This is a genomic window from Alteromonas sp. W364 (genome assembly GCF_031846205.1).
GTDB lineage: Bacteria > Pseudomonadota > Gammaproteobacteria > Enterobacterales > Alteromonadaceae > Glaciecola > Glaciecola blandensis.
In genome coordinates, this window is sequence record NZ_JAVRID010000009.1 from 58,258 (window position 1) to 77,301 (window position 19,044).

General features: G+C 42.4%; 17 protein-coding genes and 1 pseudogene. 5 read left to right on the forward strand and 13 right to left on the reverse strand.

Annotated elements, in window-relative coordinates; translation table 11 throughout:
- Nucleotides 1-19: 19 nt before the first annotated feature.
- The 4 genes from RM556_RS14290 (at nt 20) to RM556_RS14305 (ending at nt 3,791) form a co-directional block, all read left to right on the forward strand.
- Nucleotides 20-1,519 carry an Hsp70 family protein gene (locus RM556_RS14290; RefSeq protein WP_311374930.1) on the forward strand — a complete coding sequence of 500 codons (1,500 nt, stop codon included), beginning with the start codon at nt 20-22 and terminating at the stop codon, nt 1,517-1,519.
- 84 nt (nt 1,520-1,603) lie between these two features.
- The gene (locus RM556_RS14295) at nt 1,604-2,155 is read left to right on the forward strand and encodes a TlpA disulfide reductase family protein (RefSeq protein ID WP_311374931.1); all 552 of its coding nucleotides are present in this window, start codon (nt 1,604-1,606) and stop codon (nt 2,153-2,155) included.
- Nucleotides 2,156-2,475: 320 nt separating this feature from the next.
- Complete coding sequence (locus tag RM556_RS14300; protein ID WP_311359865.1) at nt 2,476-2,856, forward strand: PA2779 family protein; 381 nt, start codon at nt 2,476-2,478, stop codon at nt 2,854-2,856.
- A gap of 2 nt (nt 2,857-2,858) precedes the next feature.
- Nucleotides 2,859-3,791: a PA2778 family cysteine peptidase gene (locus RM556_RS14305; protein WP_311359864.1), complete on the forward strand. Its 933-nt coding sequence runs from the start codon at nt 2,859-2,861 to the stop codon at nt 3,789-3,791.
- A gap of 53 nt (nt 3,792-3,844) precedes the next feature.
- On the opposite strand, the gene RM556_RS14310 is transcribed toward RM556_RS14305, so the two are convergent.
- From RM556_RS14310 to RM556_RS14350, 9 genes and pseudogenes are all read right to left on the reverse strand, one after another.
- Nucleotides 3,845-4,255, reverse strand: a complete 411-nt coding sequence (locus RM556_RS14310; RefSeq protein ID WP_311374932.1) for a TIGR01244 family sulfur transferase — start codon at nt 4,253-4,255, stop codon at nt 3,845-3,847.
- Nucleotides 4,256-4,267: 12 nt separating this feature from the next.
- Entirely contained in the window at nt 4,268-5,023 is a 756-nt protein-coding gene (locus RM556_RS14315) for a sulfite exporter TauE/SafE family protein (RefSeq protein WP_311374933.1), read from the reverse strand.
- 2 nt (nt 5,024-5,025) lie between these two features.
- Nucleotides 5,026-5,898, reverse strand: a complete 873-nt coding sequence (locus RM556_RS14320) for an MBL fold metallo-hydrolase (protein WP_311359861.1) — start codon at nt 5,896-5,898, stop codon at nt 5,026-5,028.
- Nucleotides 5,891-7,447 carry an ATP-binding cassette domain-containing protein gene (locus tag RM556_RS14325; RefSeq protein ID WP_311374934.1) on the reverse strand — a complete coding sequence of 519 codons (1,557 nt, stop codon included), beginning with the start codon at nt 7,445-7,447 and terminating at the stop codon, nt 5,891-5,893. The genes RM556_RS14320 and RM556_RS14325 overlap by 8 nt, the downstream gene beginning before the upstream one ends.
- Nucleotides 7,444-9,078, reverse strand: coding sequence for an ABC transporter transmembrane domain-containing protein (locus RM556_RS14330; RefSeq protein WP_311374935.1), 1,635 nt, complete (start codon nt 9,076-9,078; stop codon nt 7,444-7,446). Before RM556_RS14330 ends, RM556_RS14325 begins: the two co-directional genes overlap by 4 nt.
- A gap of 78 nt (nt 9,079-9,156) precedes the next feature.
- Nucleotides 9,157-9,261: pseudogene (gene cydX / locus RM556_RS14335) on the reverse strand (cytochrome bd-I oxidase subunit CydX); the annotation flags it as partial.
- A gap of 14 nt (nt 9,262-9,275) precedes the next feature.
- A complete protein-coding gene (cydB, locus tag RM556_RS14340; RefSeq protein ID WP_311359858.1) occupies nt 9,276-10,412 on the reverse strand; it encodes a cytochrome d ubiquinol oxidase subunit II in 1,137 nt (378 codons plus the stop codon).
- Nucleotides 10,409-12,004, reverse strand: coding sequence for a cytochrome ubiquinol oxidase subunit I (locus tag RM556_RS14345; protein WP_311359857.1), 1,596 nt, complete (start codon nt 12,002-12,004; stop codon nt 10,409-10,411). The genes cydB and RM556_RS14345 overlap by 4 nt, the downstream gene beginning before the upstream one ends.
- 226 nt (nt 12,005-12,230) lie before the next feature.
- Nucleotides 12,231-12,881, reverse strand: coding sequence for a DUF3365 domain-containing protein (locus RM556_RS14350; protein WP_311359856.1), 651 nt, complete (start codon nt 12,879-12,881; stop codon nt 12,231-12,233).
- Nucleotides 12,882-13,120: 239 nt separating this feature from the next.
- On the opposite strand from RM556_RS14350, the gene RM556_RS14355 reads away from it, so the two are divergent.
- On the forward strand, nt 13,121-14,416 hold the full coding sequence (locus RM556_RS14355; RefSeq protein ID WP_311374936.1) for a sigma 54-interacting transcriptional regulator: 1,296 nt from the start codon (nt 13,121-13,123) through the stop codon (nt 14,414-14,416).
- A gap of 13 nt (nt 14,417-14,429) precedes the next feature.
- Here RM556_RS14355 and RM556_RS14360 read toward each other — a convergent pair whose 3' ends face one another.
- The 4 genes from RM556_RS14360 to RM556_RS14375 form a co-directional block, all read right to left on the reverse strand.
- Entirely contained in the window at nt 14,430-15,302 is an 873-nt protein-coding gene (locus tag RM556_RS14360) for an SDR family oxidoreductase (RefSeq protein WP_311374937.1), read from the reverse strand.
- Between the two features lie 71 nt (nt 15,303-15,373).
- Nucleotides 15,374-16,633 carry an aspartyl protease family protein gene (locus RM556_RS14365; RefSeq protein ID WP_311374938.1) on the reverse strand — a complete coding sequence of 420 codons (1,260 nt, stop codon included), beginning with the start codon at nt 16,631-16,633 and terminating at the stop codon, nt 15,374-15,376.
- A gap of 42 nt (nt 16,634-16,675) precedes the next feature.
- On the reverse strand, nt 16,676-17,740 hold the full coding sequence (locus tag RM556_RS14370; protein ID WP_311359852.1) for a type 1 glutamine amidotransferase domain-containing protein: 1,065 nt from the start codon (nt 17,738-17,740) through the stop codon (nt 16,676-16,678).
- Nucleotides 17,741-17,842: 102 nt separating this feature from the next.
- On the reverse strand, nt 17,843-18,967 hold the full coding sequence (locus tag RM556_RS14375; protein ID WP_311359851.1) for a S41 family peptidase: 1,125 nt from the start codon (nt 18,965-18,967) through the stop codon (nt 17,843-17,845).
- Nucleotides 18,968-19,044 lie beyond the last annotated feature (77 nt).

Sequence of the window (19,044 nt, forward strand, 5' to 3'; positions counted from 1 at the left end):
ACAAAAAGTTAGGAACATAATGGCTGCAATTGGCATCGACTACGGCACATCAAACTCAGAAGTAGTTTATTTTGATGGGCAAAAACATCATTACATTAGACTCGATCCAAGCCTAGAAAATTCGAACAAAATTCGCTCGTCTGTCTTTATCTATTACAAAGATGAATTACCCACACCACCTGCTAGCGCAATTGAGGCAAAAGTCTCGCAAATTCAACGTGCAATCACAGACCAAATAGACAAAGCCAAGCAACACTACTACGAAGCTCAAGATCCACGCGAACAACAAAGCTACGGCGACAAAATTGATGAACTTCGAGCTGAGTTTCATAACCGTCCAGCTCTTCAGCGAAAAGCAATACAGCTGTTATTGAAAAATATGACTGTTGACGATCTAAGCCTGTTACAACTGGTAGAAAGTGGCGACTTTGCTTTCGGCGAAGAAGGTTTTCGCCGATATCTAAAATCACCTGACAAAGGTCGACTCATTTATTCTCCCAAGAACTTTCTTGGCGCAAATTTAGTGTCAGGTCAACAACAAGCATTTGTTGGGATGATTGCAAAACAATTAGCTTTCTTCCGAGAAAGTGCTGAAAAGCAATTACAGCAAACTGTTGATACTGCAGTGATTGGCCGCCCCGTACGTTTTCACGGGACTCGTGGCGAGGACGGTAATAGTCAAGCTATTGATATTATGCGTGAAGCAGCAAAAACAGCGGGGTTCACCCATGTGGAGTTTTTGGAAGAGCCCATTGCCGCAGCATATAAAATAGAACGAGAACTGGACAAAGAAACCAATGTTTTAGTGGTCGATATTGGTGGCGGAACGAGCGACATCTGTTGTATTACTTTATCTCCTGAAAAACTGACTAACTTACATCGCCAACAGGATGTGCTGTCAGTCACAGGAGCTCGACTAGGCGGTATGGAGTGCGACAAAAATCTGATTATTAAATCTATCGCGCCAACCATGGGTTCAGGTTTAAAAATGCAAAGTGGTTTGCCTATTCCCCCTATCTATTACACTGATATGTGTGCTGTTGATGATATTCCAAAATTGAATCGCTTTTTCTCTGACGATTATGGATTGGACATTGCGCAAACCATGTCAATCGTCAAAGAGCCAGCACAGCTGGGTCGCTTGTTAACGGTTCAAGAAGAAAAACTATCGGCCAGACTGGTGAACTCATCACGGCTTGCGAAGGAAATGCTATCGTCAAAACAACAAATCACGCTTCCACTGAGTTATGTAGAGCCTGATTATCAAGTAGACATCTCACTCGCAGATTTAGATAGATCAATGCAACCCTGGTTAGATAAGGTTAAACGCTTAGTTTCAGATTGTTTAAAGAACAGCGAACAAGCTCCAGAGATGCTTTTTATCACCGGTGGCATGAGCTTATCGCCTATTGTCAAAAAGCAGCTACAAGAAATTATGCTGCCTGACCTGCCCGTTATCGAGGGTGACGCGTTTAACTCTGTCTGCGAAGGTCTAGCGATTCAGGCGAGTAAGCTATAAAGAGAAAGAAGCCACTAGTATGAAAGTTTCAAGCCTCTTAGTCTGTCTATTGCACTAATACGACATACTAAGAGCCAGTTTATAATGAAGTCTTTCACCCAATCTTTTATCAGCGCGCTGTTTGTTGCAGGATTTATTGCCTTTGTCTCTTCCTACTCGGCGCCTGCGCAAGCGCAAGACAAACCAGTTTCTGAAAAAGCATCGCCAAGTCACCCCGACGCGCCCCACTGGACCTTAAAAACCCAAAGTGGCGAAGAAGTGAGTTTCAGTGATTTTGCTGGCAAACCTATGATCATTACATTCTGGGGAACATGGTGTCCGTATTGTAAAAAGCTCCATCCTGGGCTTGAAAAAGTGCGAACCAAATATGAAGAACAGGGACTTATAGTATTGGGCATCAGCGTGAACGAACCGATTGGTGCAGACCCAGAAGGCTCATTAAAAGAACGTGACATTCACTTTCAAACCTTGGTCGATGGTGACGAAGTAGCAGAAGATGTGTTTCAGATATTTGGAACACCAACCACTCTCTTCGTTTCTCACGACGGTAAAATTCTGGGCACTACCATGGAGTCAAACCCAGACGACCCTCGTTTTGACAAAGTCGCCGCATACCTAGTAAACCAGCTCAACTAAAAACCAAAAAAGGGGTCAGAGTTAATTTCACTGCGCCTGTTTTTAATGAGTTAGCATCAGCAAGCAAAGCCTAAGCTTAACAAACACGCTTTTCGCCATCCATGGCCGCTCTCTAATGGCATCCATGCCATTAGAAGGTTTGCTAAGCTTAGGCTTTGCTTACTGCTACAAACTCAGTTTTCATGTGCTTTTTCGTGAAAGTAACTCTGACCCCTTTTTAGAATTAGCGGCAATATCCGTTCTAAGCATTTGAAAAACAACAAGAGCAGTGTTAGCGTAGACTCCAATATTCAGTAATGTGATTAACTGTTGGAGATTATATGAAATACTTAACAAAATTATTATGTGCTGCGGCTAGCTCTTTCATTCTTTTTACGGCTGGTGCTCAAGCTGAGGTCGTTAGTTCCGATAGCGTTATGCAAGCTCAGCATGCTAGCTACAATAAGCAACAACTATTAGACATGGTGAATAGAACCGACGTCGAGAGCGAACTCGAAAGCCTAGGTGTCGACAAAAACGATGCGATAGCAAGAATAAATGCTTTAACCGACAATGAAATTGCATTGTTAAACCAAGAGTTAAATGAAGCTCCAGCAGGTGGTATCGTTGGTGCGGTGCTTACTGTTTTCGCAGTAATTGCCATTCTAGATTTAGTTGGTGTGACAGATGTTTTCCCTTTTATACGACCAATCAATAGCTAAGAATGTTAAGTAAACTAATCAATAAAGCCTGCTTTATAGCGGGCTTTTTATTGCTCGCTGCTTGTCAAGGAACTCCACAGGCAGACAAACTCGGCGCACAGAAATTAACATTATTACCAGCCTCAAAAACAATCGAAAACGTACCTTTCTACCCACAACAAGAGTTTTATTGCGGCCCGACCACTCTAGCTGAAGTTTTTAATTTCCATGGAGCCACTATAAGTGCTGACGAAATTGCACCTAATCTGTTTATTCCTGGTAAAGAAGGCAGCTTGCAGCTTGAAATGGTTGGAGCAAGCAGACGCTATGGTTTTTTACCTTACTCGGAACGAGGTAGTTTAAGTCAAATTATGACACTCATAAATGATGACATTCCAGTCATTGTTTTCCAAAACCTTTCGATACAAATGCTCCCGCAATGGCACTATGCCTTAGTCATTGGTTATAACAAAGAAGAGAGAACGTTTACCTTACACACTGGCCTAACACCAAATCACTCAATGTCGTTTGAGCTATTCGAGAGAACGTGGGCACGAGCAAACTATTGGTTTCTAGCGCCAGTCCCACCCGATGTTAGTAGCCAAAGTATGAATTCATTTGTGTATACAAGTGCTGCATATGACTTATTTAAAATAGGTGAACCTCGCTTAGCTATATCGTTCTTAAAAACCGCAACAACTCAATGGCCTTCAGAATGGCTAGCTTATTTTTTACTGGCTAATCACTTTGTAGACGTTGACCATGATGCTGCCATTGATTGGTTTGAAAAAGGCTATCACGTAGGCAAGTTTGAGCCTGCGTATCTAAACAACTTCGCTTACGCACTCATAAAGTCTAAGCAATATGAGCAAGCTACTATAATACTTACTAAGGCATTAGAAGACTTCCCAAACAATCAAACACTTTTAAAAACAAGGGGTTTGTTGCCAAACTAGAATGACAGTAATAACAATATAATTGTCTAACAAAGTCTAAACCCGTTTCGAGCCTATTTAAAACGAAGTGCAATTGGGCTTAAGTCGTAAGCGTGCTGCGCTAGTATTTCTTGTAGATTTGCGTAGGACAATTTCTGTTTGTTAGTTAGTGCCCAAAGATGTGCAGCCCTTGCACCTGTTCGGCAGAAGCTATGCACTCTGCCGTCTGTCGACTGGATGAGTGCTTGCATTTTTTTTATGTCAGCATCTGTGTACTCACAAGGTTTTACTGGCATGAATGCATATTCAATCGAATGGGCCCTAGAAATCACTTGGTAGTCTTCATTACTAACTTGCTCACTTGATTCATTGTCGGGTCTTACATTAATAACGAGATTGACCCCCAACTCTTTTAAAGTCGAAAAGTCTTGCTCTGACAGCTCACCTGACACGGAAAAGTTTTCGGATAGTTGTTTGATTGTCATAATTAAACTCTCTTAGAAATTCGAAATAAAAATAAATGTCGATAATGGAATAAGCGCTATCCCAAATAGCTTTTTTAAGTGCTGTTGTGGTAAACGTTCGGCTGCAAACATGCCAACAAATGAACCAGCAACAGCAAATGTGCTTACCAAAGCAATCAACGGCCAATTGAGTGACGTATTCGTTTTAGCAAATTCAAAAGCATATTGTGAAAACCCAGCAAAGCTTTGCATTGCAATGATCACTAGGCTTGTGGCCACGGCGGCTTTCATCGGAGTGTTAGCAAACAACAAGAGTGCTGGAACAATTAAAAAACCGCCCCCAACGCCAACAAAGCCCGCCAAAGCCCCCACAAACAATCCAGCAAGTAGCAAACTCAAAGTTTGACGGGCGCTATGCTGTTCTTGATTATTTGATACCGGATAGAGCATAAACACACTGGCTGCCAACATAGTGACCGCAAAGGTCAACAACTGAACTTGCCCGCTCACCCAATGCGAGGCATACGCGCCTAATAGTGCACTAGCCATACTAGGTAAGCCGAAAGCCAAAACTGACCGGAACGCAACCTTGCGTTTCAAGATATGGTTGATACTGCCCACTAGTGCGACTATTCCCACGATCAAAAGTGATTCAGCAATCGCAATTTTTTGCGGTTCATGTGCCAGATATACAAGCAATGGAACCGTTAGAATGCTGCCACCAGAGCCTAATAGACCTAAACTCAGCCCCATACAAATCGCGCCTACCCAGACACTGATATCAAACACAGCTAGTTCAACTCAGTACTGATTGGTATTTTTAAATAGCTCACGCCATTCGACTCTTCCGTGGGCAAATGGCCTGCACGAATATTTATCTGTATTGCGGGTAACAACAAACGAGGAACGGGAAGGCTGGCGTCTCGCGTATTTCTGAGCTCCACAAAGTCTTGTTCGCTGGTTCCGTTGCGCAAATGGATGTTATGACATTTCTCTTGAAGCACTGAGGTTTCCCATTGATACACATCCCGCTTTTCGTTGAGGTAATCATGACCGACAAATATGCGAGTAGAATCAGGTAAAGATAAAATTCGTTGGATAGACTGATAAAGTGTTCTGGCACTTCCGCTCGGAAAATCTGCGCGAGCAGTACCATAATCAGGCATGAATAGGGTATCTCCAACGAATATAGCGTCCTCTACCTTGTAGCTGACACAGGCAGGTGTATGACCAGGTGTATGGATTACTTCAATCGATAAATGGCCTAGCTTGATCATTTCTCCGTCTTCAAACAAGTGATCAAACTGGCTACCATCGCATGGTAAATCACCGTTCAGATTAAATGTTTTTTTAAAGGTGCTTTGGACTTTTTTAATATGCTCACCGATGCCAATCTGCCCCCCTCTTTTCTCTTTCAAATAATGAGAGGCCGTAATGTGATCTGCGTGAGCATGAGTCTCAAGTATCCACTCCAAACTCAAGTTATGATCATCTAAGAAAGTAATAATTGTGTCCGCGCTTTGAGCACTCAATGTCCCAGCATTAGGATCAAAATCGAGTACAGGATCGATAACAGCGGCTTGCTTACTGGCCAAATCACTTATCACGTAAGTAATTGTATTTGTAGCATTATCAAAAAATGATTGAATATTAAGTTTATTCATAATGTTTGTTTCCTATAGCAAGTTCTGAAGACCTGCCATCCACTTTTTCAAGTGAGATACACTGGTCGTAAGGTAAATCTGAAGGGATTAAATGAGTCGCCAAAATAAGTGTTTTATTCTCAGCTAACTGTGTAAAGATCTTGCACAATTTGGCGATGCTTTGCTGATCAAGCGCTTCAAAAGGTTCGTCTATTAACAAGATGTTCGCATCAGTCAATATTGCTCTAGCGATACCCAAGCGCTTCTTTTCTCCGCCTGATAAAGGTCGTCCAGCATCTCCAAGCCACATGTCTAGGTTATGAAGGTAGTCCAAATTTACTTGTTTCAATGCTTGACGAATTTGTGCATCACTCGCGTTTGGATTGGCAATATGCAGGTTGGCACGCAAAGTGTCACTTAAGACGTAAGGAAATTGCTCAACATATAAGGCACTGGACAGTAGACCTTTTTCTATACTACTTTCTACTTCCTCATTTGGAGAGATAAGCCGACGTAAACCCTTATAGTCTGCCAAACCCGCTATCGATTGAAGAAGCCTCGACTTCCCTACCCCAGAACTACCAACTAAGATACTCAATGTATTGGCTTCAAAGTTTAGTTCCAAGGCTTTCAACGCAGTGAAACTTGGCACAAACTGACTCAATTCAATGCTATGAATGTCGTTAGATAGTACATTGAGAGAGGAAGTATCATGGGCACACTTATCTAAACCCTCTTTTGCATCAAAGTAATCAATCAGTTGACGTTGACTTGCTAGTGACGGTGTTAGCCAATCACTTACTGAAAGTAAGGCTATCGGCACAATTAAAAAGACAGCATTCCCTGCAAACTTGTTCGCATAGAATGACAATATCCAACATAAACTAAGCATGCTTCCGGCAAACAACAAAAGGCTTGCGACTCTGACTAGGCTTTGCAGTCGTGCCGCTTGTAAACGAAGCGTACGTAATGAAGGCGAATAGGCTTGATAGTCACTTAACAAATGCCAGATAGGCGCCGATTCTATATGTTGTACTAGCGCAAACTGAGCATCACTTTTCGCTTTCACTAGGTCTTTAGCTTTGCGCAGCATTGTTAGCAACAAAACCAAATAAAGACACAAGTAAAAAAGGCAAAATACGGTCAGTACTGGGGTCAACTCAGGACTCAACCACCAGCATCCGATATTAAGTAAAAATAAAGAAGTAAACATACCCGCATTTTGCCCCACCCAAGCAACCCAAATTGCAGCAACAGTTTCACTCTGATGGTCGAGAGCTTGCAGTGAGTCTTTACGCGAAACGTTCACGTGGTTATCTAGGGAAGCAAACAAAGTACTTCTTAAGCGAGCGAGAGAGTCAAGTAATTGTGAGTGCCCAACAAGCATTGAGAAATAGCCAGAGGCTATCCTGATAATTGCCAGAGCCCGAATAACAACTGCTGGGAGCATGTAGTTAAACCCGATCCCTGCGACGCTGCAAGCCGCTATAAACCAAGAAGCAACCATCAGTATTAGAAAAGCAGCCGCGGCATGCAAAACTGCTAGGACAAGCGTGGTGAAGAGCTTCATGATAGCACCTGTATTTCACTATCTATGATTGTCCAACTCTGTGTAAACCACTTTTCGGGTAAAGAATGATGGGAAGCCCAAATGACCGTTTTATCAGCAAGCTTTTCTCGGATAAGGTTGGCGATATCTCTCCGTTGCTCGTCACTCAAATGAGCCGTTGGTTCATCTAGCAGCACAATCTCTTTTTGCAATAGTAAAATGCGAGCCAGTGCCAACCTTTGTGCTTCACCACCTGACATTGCGGGGAGATCACCCAGTTGAGTATGCAAACCGTCAGGTAAAGATAACAGCCAGTCAGCAAGTCCAACCTCTGCAAGCATTCGTTCTAATGTAGAGCTTGAGTAAGCAGCGCTCCCTAAATGAAGATTGAACGCTAAGCTAGCATCCAGAATACAGGCGTGTTGTGATAATAACGCTATCTCAGCTTTCATGGTATGAGTGGCTTGCCGACAACCTAAGAACGCTTCCAATAAGGCTGTTTTTCCGCTACCTGATACTCCGCTTAATAGTATCCAATCATTTGGCTGCAATACTAATTTGCTAGCGTGCAATGCGGGTGTATGGATTTGATAATTGAGCCATGCAACACCTTTAAAACTGCCTTCAACGAGGTCAGATTTAGTCTTCACACCTACATTTTCTTTAGCGCTTTCAGCGAGCACCTGTGAAAATCGTTCAGCACCCGCATCCGCTTTTGCCTTTTGATGATAAAACTTTCCCAATGCGCGCAATTCAGAAAATAATAGCGGTGCAACTAGCAACATAAATAAGCCAGTATGCAAATTGATTTGCGGGCCTATACTCAATTCGCCGAGCATCGTGAAACCAATGAATACTGCGATAAGTGCAATAGATACCGTGGCGAAGAAATCGAGCACACTCGAGGACAGAAACGCGATAGATACAACATTCATCGTTCGTCGATTAACGATATTACTAGCCGTGCTCAAGCGTTCCGCCTGTTGTTGATGTTGCCCGTTTGCTGTAATCATAGGAAGTGCCTTTAAGCGATCAGAGAACAAGTCGCCCAAACGTTCCAACGCTACAAAGTGCTTTCGATGTAAATTGGCGGCACCAAAGCCAACCAGAATCATGAATAAGGGTACGATGGGCAACGTTATTAGCAAGCACAAAGCAACCAGGTAATTAATTGGGAAAATAACTAAGAGAACGACAATTGGCGTACAAACAGATAAGTACTTTTGCACACTGTACTGCACAAAGTAATCCCCTAAGTCCGATAAATTAACAAGTAATAACTGTTGCCAAAAAGTCGCAGAAAAACGACGGGTGATTGCGATCTGCTGTGAATTAAGTATGTGATGAATCGAGTGTTCTAGTTCTCTCTCAATAGATTGCTTTACGTTTGTACCGAGGAAATCAGCTAAGTAAACGCATAAACCCCAAACGCATAATGATGCAACCAAAGGTAAAAGATCATTAAAAAGAGCCGCTTGTTGCTCAACCACAATCAAATGCATGATGAAAGCCAAGAACCAAAATGCACTGATTTGAGCAACAAGCTGCACTAAACGGACAGACAACAGCACCATTTGACGCGCTCGAACTTGACTAGTCGTTTCCCGCAACCATCGTTGAGCGCTATCTTGATTTACTGTTGTCTGCTTCATAACTTACTTGTCCGAAGACTCAAGCTCTGAGTTTTTCTGAGCTTCTGTGTTCGAAGTAGAGTCAGGTTGAATATCAGATTCCATTTTCCTGTCCATATCTTCGTTAGCTTCTAACCACATCGCATTAATAATGCCGAATGAACAGGCGAGCAGTACGCCTAAAATCCAAGTGAAATACCACATATTGAAACTCCTCGTTAGTAAATGGCGTGAGATTTATTAAGGTCAGCTTGTTTAATTCGTCCACGCATTACCCAGAAACCATAGGCGGTATAGGCCAACACAATTGGAACAAAAATACAGGCGACAATGAACATAGTCTGCAACGTGAGTAACGATGAAGTGGCATCCCACATAGTGAGACTGGCGTCGGGCATAATGCTACTTGGCATTAAAAACGGGAACATTGAAAAACCTGCCGTAAGAATGATGCCAGTAATAGTCAATGCACTTGATACAAACGCAAGTCCGCATCTCCCTCGGTATGATGCAAATGCACAAGCAATCGCGCTACCAATACCTAGCAATGGTGCAACAATCATCCATGGATACGTTGCGTAGTTATTCATCCAAGCTCCTGGTACCACCTCTACAGTTTTAGTAAGGGGATTACTTGTCGCTTGGGTATCCACTACTGACGTAATCACATAACCATCAACACCGAACGCCAGATATAAACCTGCCAAAGCAAATAGTACAGCTGTGGCAACTGACAACACTACCGATACCGCTCTAGCGCGACGACGAAGTTCCCCGTCAGTTTTAAGTTGCAACCAACTAGAACCATGATTGAGCAACATAGCGACAGAGACTAAACCTGATAATAAAGCGAATGGCATTAACAGACCGAAGAAGCCACCGTCATAGCTTGATTTTAAGGTGTCATCAAGACTGAATGGCACACCCAAGAACAAGTTCCCAAAAGCAACACCAAAAATGAGCGATGGAATAATACCGCCGGCAAAAAGTGCCCAATCCCATCCAGCACGCCATTTTTTATTCGCGATTTTCCCTCTATAATCGAAGCCCAATGGACGCATCCACAAGGCAATCAAGGTTAAAGCCAATGCTAAATAGAAGCCTGAGAAAGCTGTGGCATAAATCATTGGCCATGCCGCAAATATGGCGCCACCTGCAGTAATAAACCAAACTTGATTGCCATCCCAATGCGGCCCAATTGTATTGATCATGACACGTCGATCCGCATCAGTCTTACCGACGAGTGTAAGCAATGCTCCTACGCCTAAATCGAAGCCATCGCTTACTGCGAAACCAATTAAAAGGACACCGACAAGTACCCACCAGATAACACGAAGAAATTCATAATCGATCATGAGTGTGCCCCTTGAGTTTGAGTTTCAGTTAGGAGGTTGGATGCTTCTTCAAGCGCTTGCTCTTCCTGCTCAGCAAAGGTCGCAGACGGCCCTTTTCTGGCATATTTTTGCATCAGATAAAAAGCGGCGACGAACATGACTGCGTAAAAACTGGAATAAGCAACCATCGTAATCACAACATCCGATACACTGAGATTAGAAACAGAGGTATGTACCGGTAAAATTTCCGCAATCGACCATGGCTGACGGCCATACTCGGCTACAAACCAACCGGCTTCAGAAGCGATCCATGGTAATGGTAAGCTCAATAATGCTGCTTTTAACAACCAACGAGGTTTCGTAATTTGATGTTTTGTGGAGTAATAGAAAGCCAATGCAAACAACACCAACATGGCAAAACCAGAAGCTACCATTATTCTAAAGCTCCAAAATAATGGTGCGACCGCAGGAATACTGTACTCAACAGCCTTAGCTAATGCCTCTTCGCTTGGCTCAGAAATATTATCTGTGAAAGGCTCTAGCAGCATGGCATAACCCATGTCATCTTTGTGCTGCTCAAACACAGCTCGCTCGGCTTCCGTTGCTTCGCCTGTTCTCACTTTATCAAGTAATTCGTAAGCCTTGATACCAGATAAAATGCGTTCTCTATGAGCTATCTTATGGTCTTTCAGACCGGTGACTTCTTCATCCAGTGAACGCGTGGCGATAATCCCCATTGCATAAGGTACTTGAACGGCATAATCCACTTCTTGAGTTTCATCATTGGGTAAGCCGATCAAGGTGAAAGGTGCTGGCGCGGGATGAGTTTCATACTCTGCCTCTACCGCGGCTAATTTTACTTGTTGAACATCACCTAATTCATAGCCACTTTCGTCACCTAAAACGATCACTGATAAAACTGACAGCAGACCAAAGCTAGCAGCTATGGCGAAAGAGCGACGAGCAAAGGCAATATCACGGCCTTTTAATAAGTAATAGGAAGATATTGCGAGAACAAAAATAGCGGCAGTTACATAACCTGCAGAAACGGTATGAACAAACTTCACCTGTGCAACCGGGTTGAACATCACTTCAGTAAAACTTGTCATTTCCATTCTCATTGATTCAAAGTTAAACTCTGAACCAACTGGATATTGCATCCAACCATTCGCAATCAAAATCCACAATGCAGAGAAGTTTGAGCCTAAAGCGACTAACCAGGTAGCCATTAAGTGTTTCTCTTTAGACATTCTGTCCCATCCAAAGAAAAATAAGCCAACGAAAGTAGACTCTAAGAAGAACGCCATTAAGCCTTCAATAGCCAGTGGAGCGCCAAAAATGTCACCAACATAGTGAGAGTAGTATGACCAATTCATGCCAAACTGGAACTCCATGGTCAAACCGGTAGCAACACCAATAGCGAAGTTAATACCAAAGAGTTTTCCCCAAAATTTGGTCATTTGTTTGTAGACTTCTTTGCCCGTCATCACGTATACCGATTCCATGATAGCTAACATAAAAGTCATGCCGAGCGTCAAAGGAACAAATATAAAATGAAACATGGCAGTCATGGCGAATTGCCAACGAGATAATTCAACGAGAGTCTCGTTCATGCTGTTTCTCCTAAAATACACAGAAAAGTAAATTAATTTATATTGCTGTTAGTGTGTTTGCAGAAGACATGCCAAACTCACAGATCACCATAAACCATTGCTTTTAATGAAAAATAAATTAAGGCGTCGCAATTAATTGAACCCCACCAAAAGTCCAATGCCATATATGACAAAATCCAGCGCCATAAATGACACTGGATTTTATAAGATAATTCGATGAAAGGATTTAATCTAGATTCTTCAAAACAGGGCTTGTTACAACGAACGCTCCTCGAATATCTTTGAGCGTGAATCCTGTTGCTTTGTCTGAGGGATAGTTAGTTTGAATATGCTGCAAAAGTGAAGGGTCGACACTTTTGCCGTGACACGCCAAACAGAGCTCGCCAGTCGGAATTGCTTGCATGTATTTGTAGGATTCATTTTCCAGGGTACTTGTGTGCAAATTAGACGCTAGCTCCCCTGCTTTATAGCGCTGTTCAAACTTTTCGAGCATCGTTTGCTCCCAATCATTCGCCGCGTTTTCCGCATTTCTTACCTTCATGCTTGTTCGAGATATCGTCCAACCATCATTTGACAGCTCTTGCGCAATCGCAGGCGCCTGGTCTTTGCAAACAGACACGGCGTGCTTGAAGCCATCCTCTTGAATTGCGCCAACTAATGCTGACTTCAACTTGGTTGAAAAAAGTTTGATGCGCTGCTTCGCTTGCGCTTCGAGTTGTTTATATTGCATATCCTCTGCATGAAATTCCAAGGCTTCCACTGGTGAACCTTGCTTGGAGAGAGTTTCCGGAAACGTTTGTTGTGGAGAGTTCGCCGATATCGCTTGGGATACCGAAAAAAGTAACGCCACGCAAAAAATGTGTTTGGTCTTATTCATTTTCGCCTCTTATTTATCATCCGTAAAAACGGCAGATGTGTGACAGCCACACAATCCCCACCATTACAATGTAGTATGAATGTAGTAACAAAACGCATGCCAATCTAATTCAAAAGTTAACACACTGTTTTAGTTGTATATTTCCTATATTTCTTTTATTTTTAGCGAATTAACCTTGATATTGGTGTCAATATTGACACAGAATAAGACATTGTTGGCACACTTCTGGAATCGCCCAAATGAATGTTTCGATCGTTCAAGCTATGATCAACTCTATTGATAAACCCGCTATCTTTATCAATACCGACTACACTATTTTAGCGGTTAATGAAGCATACAGAGATACTTACGAGACCGAAGTCAGAGTTGGCAGTAGCCGTTGTTTTGAAGTTTCTCACGGCCATAGTTCACCCTGCGACAAGCATGGCGAAGAATGCCCAATTCAGCAGTGTGTGAAAACGGAACGTGCCAGCAGCGTGATCCATATTCACAATACGGAGCAAGGGAAAACCTATTGCGATATCATAATGCGGCCGGTCAAAGACGCTGACGGGATCACCACTGGTTTTTTAGAAATTTTAGATAAAATTGAATTTGCGACTGCGGAGTCGCACGCCAACAAAATGATTGGTGCATCTGCGCCATTTAAAACGATGCTCACCAAAATTAATCGTGCTGCCAGTTCAGAGATTGCCGTGTTATTGCATGGTGAAACAGGCACAGGTAAAGAGCTAGTAGCAAAAGCCTTGCATGAGTCGAGTCGTCGGGCCGAAAAGCCATTCGTAGTAATCGAATGTACTGGTTTAAATGAAAACTTATTCGAATCAGAATTGTTCGGTCATGAAAAAGGTGCATTCACTGGTGCCAGTTATGCCAAAAAAGGCCTGATTGAAATTGCCAATGGTGGAACGGTGTTTTTCGATGAAATAGCCGATGTTCCGCTCAGTATGCAAGTTAAATTACTCCGTTTATTAGAAACTCAATGCTACAGAACGGTCGGCGGAATAAAGCAACGAAAAGCGGATTTCCGCCTAATATGTGCCAGCCACAAAAATTTGCTCGAGCTAGTCGAAAAAGGTGAATTTAGAAAGGATCTTTATTATCGCATCGCTGGCTTTCCCATCACTTTACCATCGCTATATGAACGGGCTGAAGATATCCCTTCCCTCGCCTTACACTTTCTTAGTCATTCGGAGTTACGCCACAAACGTTTCGATAAAAAAGCGTTGGATCGCCTCTCTGAATATAGCTTCCCAGGTAATATTAGAGAGCTAAAAAGCATCGTTGAACAAGCTGCGCTATTAGCCAATGAAGATGTGATCACTATTGACGACCTTCCAGAGCAAGTGCATTTCTCAAATCATCAAGACAGTCATTTAAAACAATTGGTCTCCTTAGAAGAAGCTGAAGAAGTGTACCTTCGTCGGATTTGCGAAACAGAAAAGCTACCAATAGACGAACTCGCTGCCTGCTTAGGAGTGAGCACTCGAACCCTGTATCGCAAGTTTCAGAAATACGAACTGAAATACGAATAAGAAGGTATAGAAATTAACTCTGCCCCCTTTTTGACTCAGCGAAGAAAGCTTCTAATTGGTGGGAGCCATATTTGGGAGCTACCATCTCTACTGCTGCGAACGTCAAAAAAAATTCGTAGGGTCCAAAGCTTGACTCAGACAAACACTTCTTTCCCATAAAAATAGCGCACCTGCGTAACCATTCAGGATAGTACCTTACTTTGGTTGGTTGCCCGATAACACTGAAAGCCTGTTCTGCAATCTGACGATAGGTAAATATTTTCGGCCCACCGATGGGCACCTCGTTTTGTATAAAGGAAGGAAGCCCAATACGAAACAGATTAATCATGGCTTCCGCCAAGTCTTGTCCATGAATGGGGTTAATTCTCTGCTTTCCTTGTTCGAATAAATGCACGCTACCTTTCTGTGCCATTTGCAAAAACTCTAGCATGTCAGAAAAAAAGCCTGTTGGGCGCACAACACAATAATCAATTCCTGAAACTTGTAGCTGCTTCACAAATCGCTCTTTAGCTTCACACAGACCCACTTCTTGGTGTTCTGCACCTTTAAAAACCGAAGTGTACATAAACTTTGAAATGCCAGCTGATTGAGCTTCACACAAAATATTCATGTTAGCTTGATAATCAATATCATCATAACTTAAACCGTCTTTTTGACGAGTAATGCCGACGGTAGAAATGACATAGTCACAATCATCCAACTGACCAATAAGCGTGCTTGGGCTCGTTACATCGACGAGCCTTATTTCGCTATTATTCTCGAGCTGGATACTGATAGTACTGTTTACTCTCACAAACGAGATTGGCTCGAAGCCGAATTTGCGAGCAACATCTACGAGGTAAGTCCCTAGATAGCCGCTCGCTCCAAAGATCGCGATACGTTTCATTACATTTCCTAGTGTTAATTAACTAACACAATAATAGATGCCATTAGGTAAATGAAAGGTGAATAAACAAGCTAGTTAACTTCATTATCAGAGTAACCTGAAATGTGCTTACTACTGAGGTTTTGGCAACTTGTATCCTCAAAGCAAAATACAAAGTTGCTAGGTATCGCGTTCATTTCTAGCCAATCCTGTTCACTAAGCTCATTGCTTTGAATGCCGTTGATAGACATGATTCGCTGCCCCGCTTTAAGGCCGGCTAGTTCACCAGGTAAACCAGGATAAACATAGCGTACCAAAAAGTTACCCTCGATGAGTTTGCGTAAATCAATCCCTGCTAAATTAAACTTTGTGATAAATTCCATATGGGGATACTGACGTATGACAAACTGTTTATTGGGGTAGTCAAAAATGGTGACAAATTGGTTCATTAACGCGCTACCAATAATCCACCAATCGTCTTCATCGTTACTGTCAATAATGTTTGCTTTTACGTTGTGTAATACAAGCGAACCTAACTCGAGCTTAGGCAATGTCACTCTTATGTGCTCAGCTTTTCCACTGAGACCAAAGTCTGCGGCTTGAATCGACGCTTTTGGTAGCTCTATATCGTTGTTTTTGGGGAATGCCGAGTTTAATTTCATATAGTGCCGACTACCAGTGTCAATGAGTACTTCTCTGTTGATTGTATCTTTGTCGTTAAACGTCACGCTTACCGGTATACTGAGTTTTGATAGGCTGACATCAAAAGGTAAAACGACGTCATTTTCATTGGCTGAAAATGCTAATTCGGAAGCACTAATCAAGCCCTCCCGTTTATCGAAGGTCCATACAAAATGTTGCAGCAAATCGTGCCCTAATACGCCATCAAAAATCGCCTCATCCGGTGTCATATAATACTGGCTTGTCGAAATTGGAATATAGGCTACCTTCACGTCTTTAAACTCAATATCACCAAAGCTAAGCGACCTTAACTCGGTTTGATAAGCGGGTGTATTTTTCCCCTCTCCCCATCCCGCCACTTCAAGAGAAAAACCGCGTTCAAATGTCAGCTTCGCACTGTCTTTCGTATCAAAAAGCATCGTAAAGGAAGCGCCTGTATCGATTAAGAACAATAGCTCCTGCTGGCCGTTGGCCTTGACTTTTATATAGGGTTTTTCTCCGATGTAAAATGCCTGCAACGCAGTATATGGCATACCAGTAGTATCCTGATTCCAGATGGGCTCAATACCATTATTAGCATTCATCATGCGCAGGCTATTCGCAATTGAGCATGCACTTAAGCTCATAGTTGTGAACAGTAAAAAACACATCGTTCTGATTAATCTTGTCATATTAAGTACCTACAAAGTTTTGGTGATTAAAGTCAGGTGGGTTTATTCGATCGCGTTTAAAAGCATTAAGATACGAGCTGCACGTTTAAATTCTGAATTAATGAGAGCTACCACTGCATGCGTCGCAAGCGATAAACGACTGACTTCTTGTTCTGCATTTTGATTAATTGATACAACAAATGAGTGTGCTTCGTCATAACCGGAAGCCGAATAGATTCCAAGGGCTTGGATACTGTTTTCTTCAGCTGTAAACATCCGTTGCACGGGTGAATAGCCAAGCGCTCTAATTGTCGATTCGGCGAGTTCCCACACTGACCAAGGGTTCTGCCCGGTGATCAAATTGCCGTCGACTACTACTTTATTTAAATAATTTTCACCTGCGATAAAATCGGCGCCTCGCTCTTCGAGTTTACTTTGGAGCAAAAATGGGAATATTTCTTTTGCTTTTGGTATCAAAAATAGTTCTTCGTCATTTGTAAATGAAGAGAGCGCTTTATTCGCCACGAAGAAATCGCCGTTCTCTGATTGAACATTGACAAAAGCAGCTGGCCCATGACACACGGCTGCGATCACTTTTTGTTGTTTCCAAAAATAGTTTACGAGTGCCTGAACATGTCTATTATTCGGAAAATCAAACATAGTCCCCTTGCCGCCAACGAAGTAAATCGCATCATATTTTTGCGGGTCAACTTCATCGATTGGCATTGAGTTTTCAACTTTCGATATGGCCTCTTTATCATTGAGAAAGGCGTAGTCAAACGTTCCCATATCATCTGCATCTAAAACCATTGGGGGCTTTCCCCCTCTAATACTGGCTACATCTACAGCAAAGCCATTTACCCTAAAAACGTAATAAGCACGCGACAACTCCGTTAACTCATAACCGGTTTTTCTAGTTGTTTCACCAATAAATTCGGTGCTAGTTACAACAGCCAAGATTCTACCTCGACTTTCATGTATGGCATTCGTAATGTAAGGGATCTGTTCTGGCCTATGCTGAGAATAATCGTAGGTCAACTCATCTCCAAGCAGACTAATAAACCACGTGACCGAACCACCAATGATTAGCACAATGGCTAATAGTAAAAACCCGACTTTTTTCAACATAAAATACCTCCTTAAAAAGAACAGACTACTCTTTCGCTGGTGAATTTAGCGTGAAGATTCAAGTTCGATTTACGATGGTCTAAAAAAACATCGTAGTAGGACTTACCATCTCATTTTTCTGAGCAACATAGACTGCGCTATTTCTTCTGCACTCTCACTTTCAACCAGCTGATGAGGCTGCACACCTTTCCCTTCCCAGTTTTGCTGTGTGATCGGGTTAATCGCTTTTGCAGTTGGAATCGCAACACGAATACCGGGCTTTGTTTCCTCCAAAAGTGGCAAGTTAAAATACTGCCAAGGGTTTGCCCCGCCTTTGCTTGGTTCTCCAATAATGACAGCGCGATTTAAGTGCTTGAAAGTGTATGCAAACTCTTCAGCTGCTGAAAACGTCTTGTTGGAAATTAAAATGACAATAGGTATACGCTCAAAAGCAGGATAATCAATAAGTTCAAATGTATAAAAGTCCTGCGTTTGCTCGCTTGAACGAGAATAAAAACTGTTTAAATGCACTTTCCCTGCTAGAAAAAAACTAGAGATGTACTGGACCATTTGAGCACTTCCCCCACCATTGTTGCGCAAATCAATAATAAGTCCTTTCACCCCCTGCAGAGACTCAAGTTTTTCTTTGACGCTCTGCCTTGCAGCTTGGGTAGCGTCGGCGAAGCCCCAGAAGTCGATTAGACCTATATTGTTGTCCCGCTTTTCAATTCGAGTAAAACCATAATTGTCTTGTGCCAGACGCTCAAACCAAGATAGTTTTTCAACTTTATTTGGCGTGGTTTCGGGTAGGTGGGAAACAGAAAAGTGCTCGTCGAACTCCTTTAAAAGGCTCCTGAGCTCAAGAAGAAATTGCGCTTCATCTTCATTTGCAGCCTTATCCTCTGACAAAATAAAATCTGATAACGCTGCTTTAATACCAGGAATGAGAGTAGTTTCGACATAGTGACTTTCTATGCTCTCTTGCAAAGCATATACAATGGCACGTTTTCTCTCGATTGTTGCTGTATCCTTAGCAATTGACACACTTGAGAATAAGAGACTGAGTGTAAGAGAAAAGACCATCGCTCTGCACAATGCAAAGAAATAGTTGTGCCTACCGTGAATAATTTCAAACATAATGCCTAGCTCCATCAATAACAAGGGAAATAACTCAGTAATTAGATAAAGTCGAGCTTGAGCTAGTAAGGGTAAATAAGAGGTGAAATTTATGGTGTATTCACTTTTCATAAACTAAATTTCACCCTAAAATCACTGTAAACAAGATAGTGTTTGCTTTCAGCTTGATTAACTTACAAGGCAAGTAA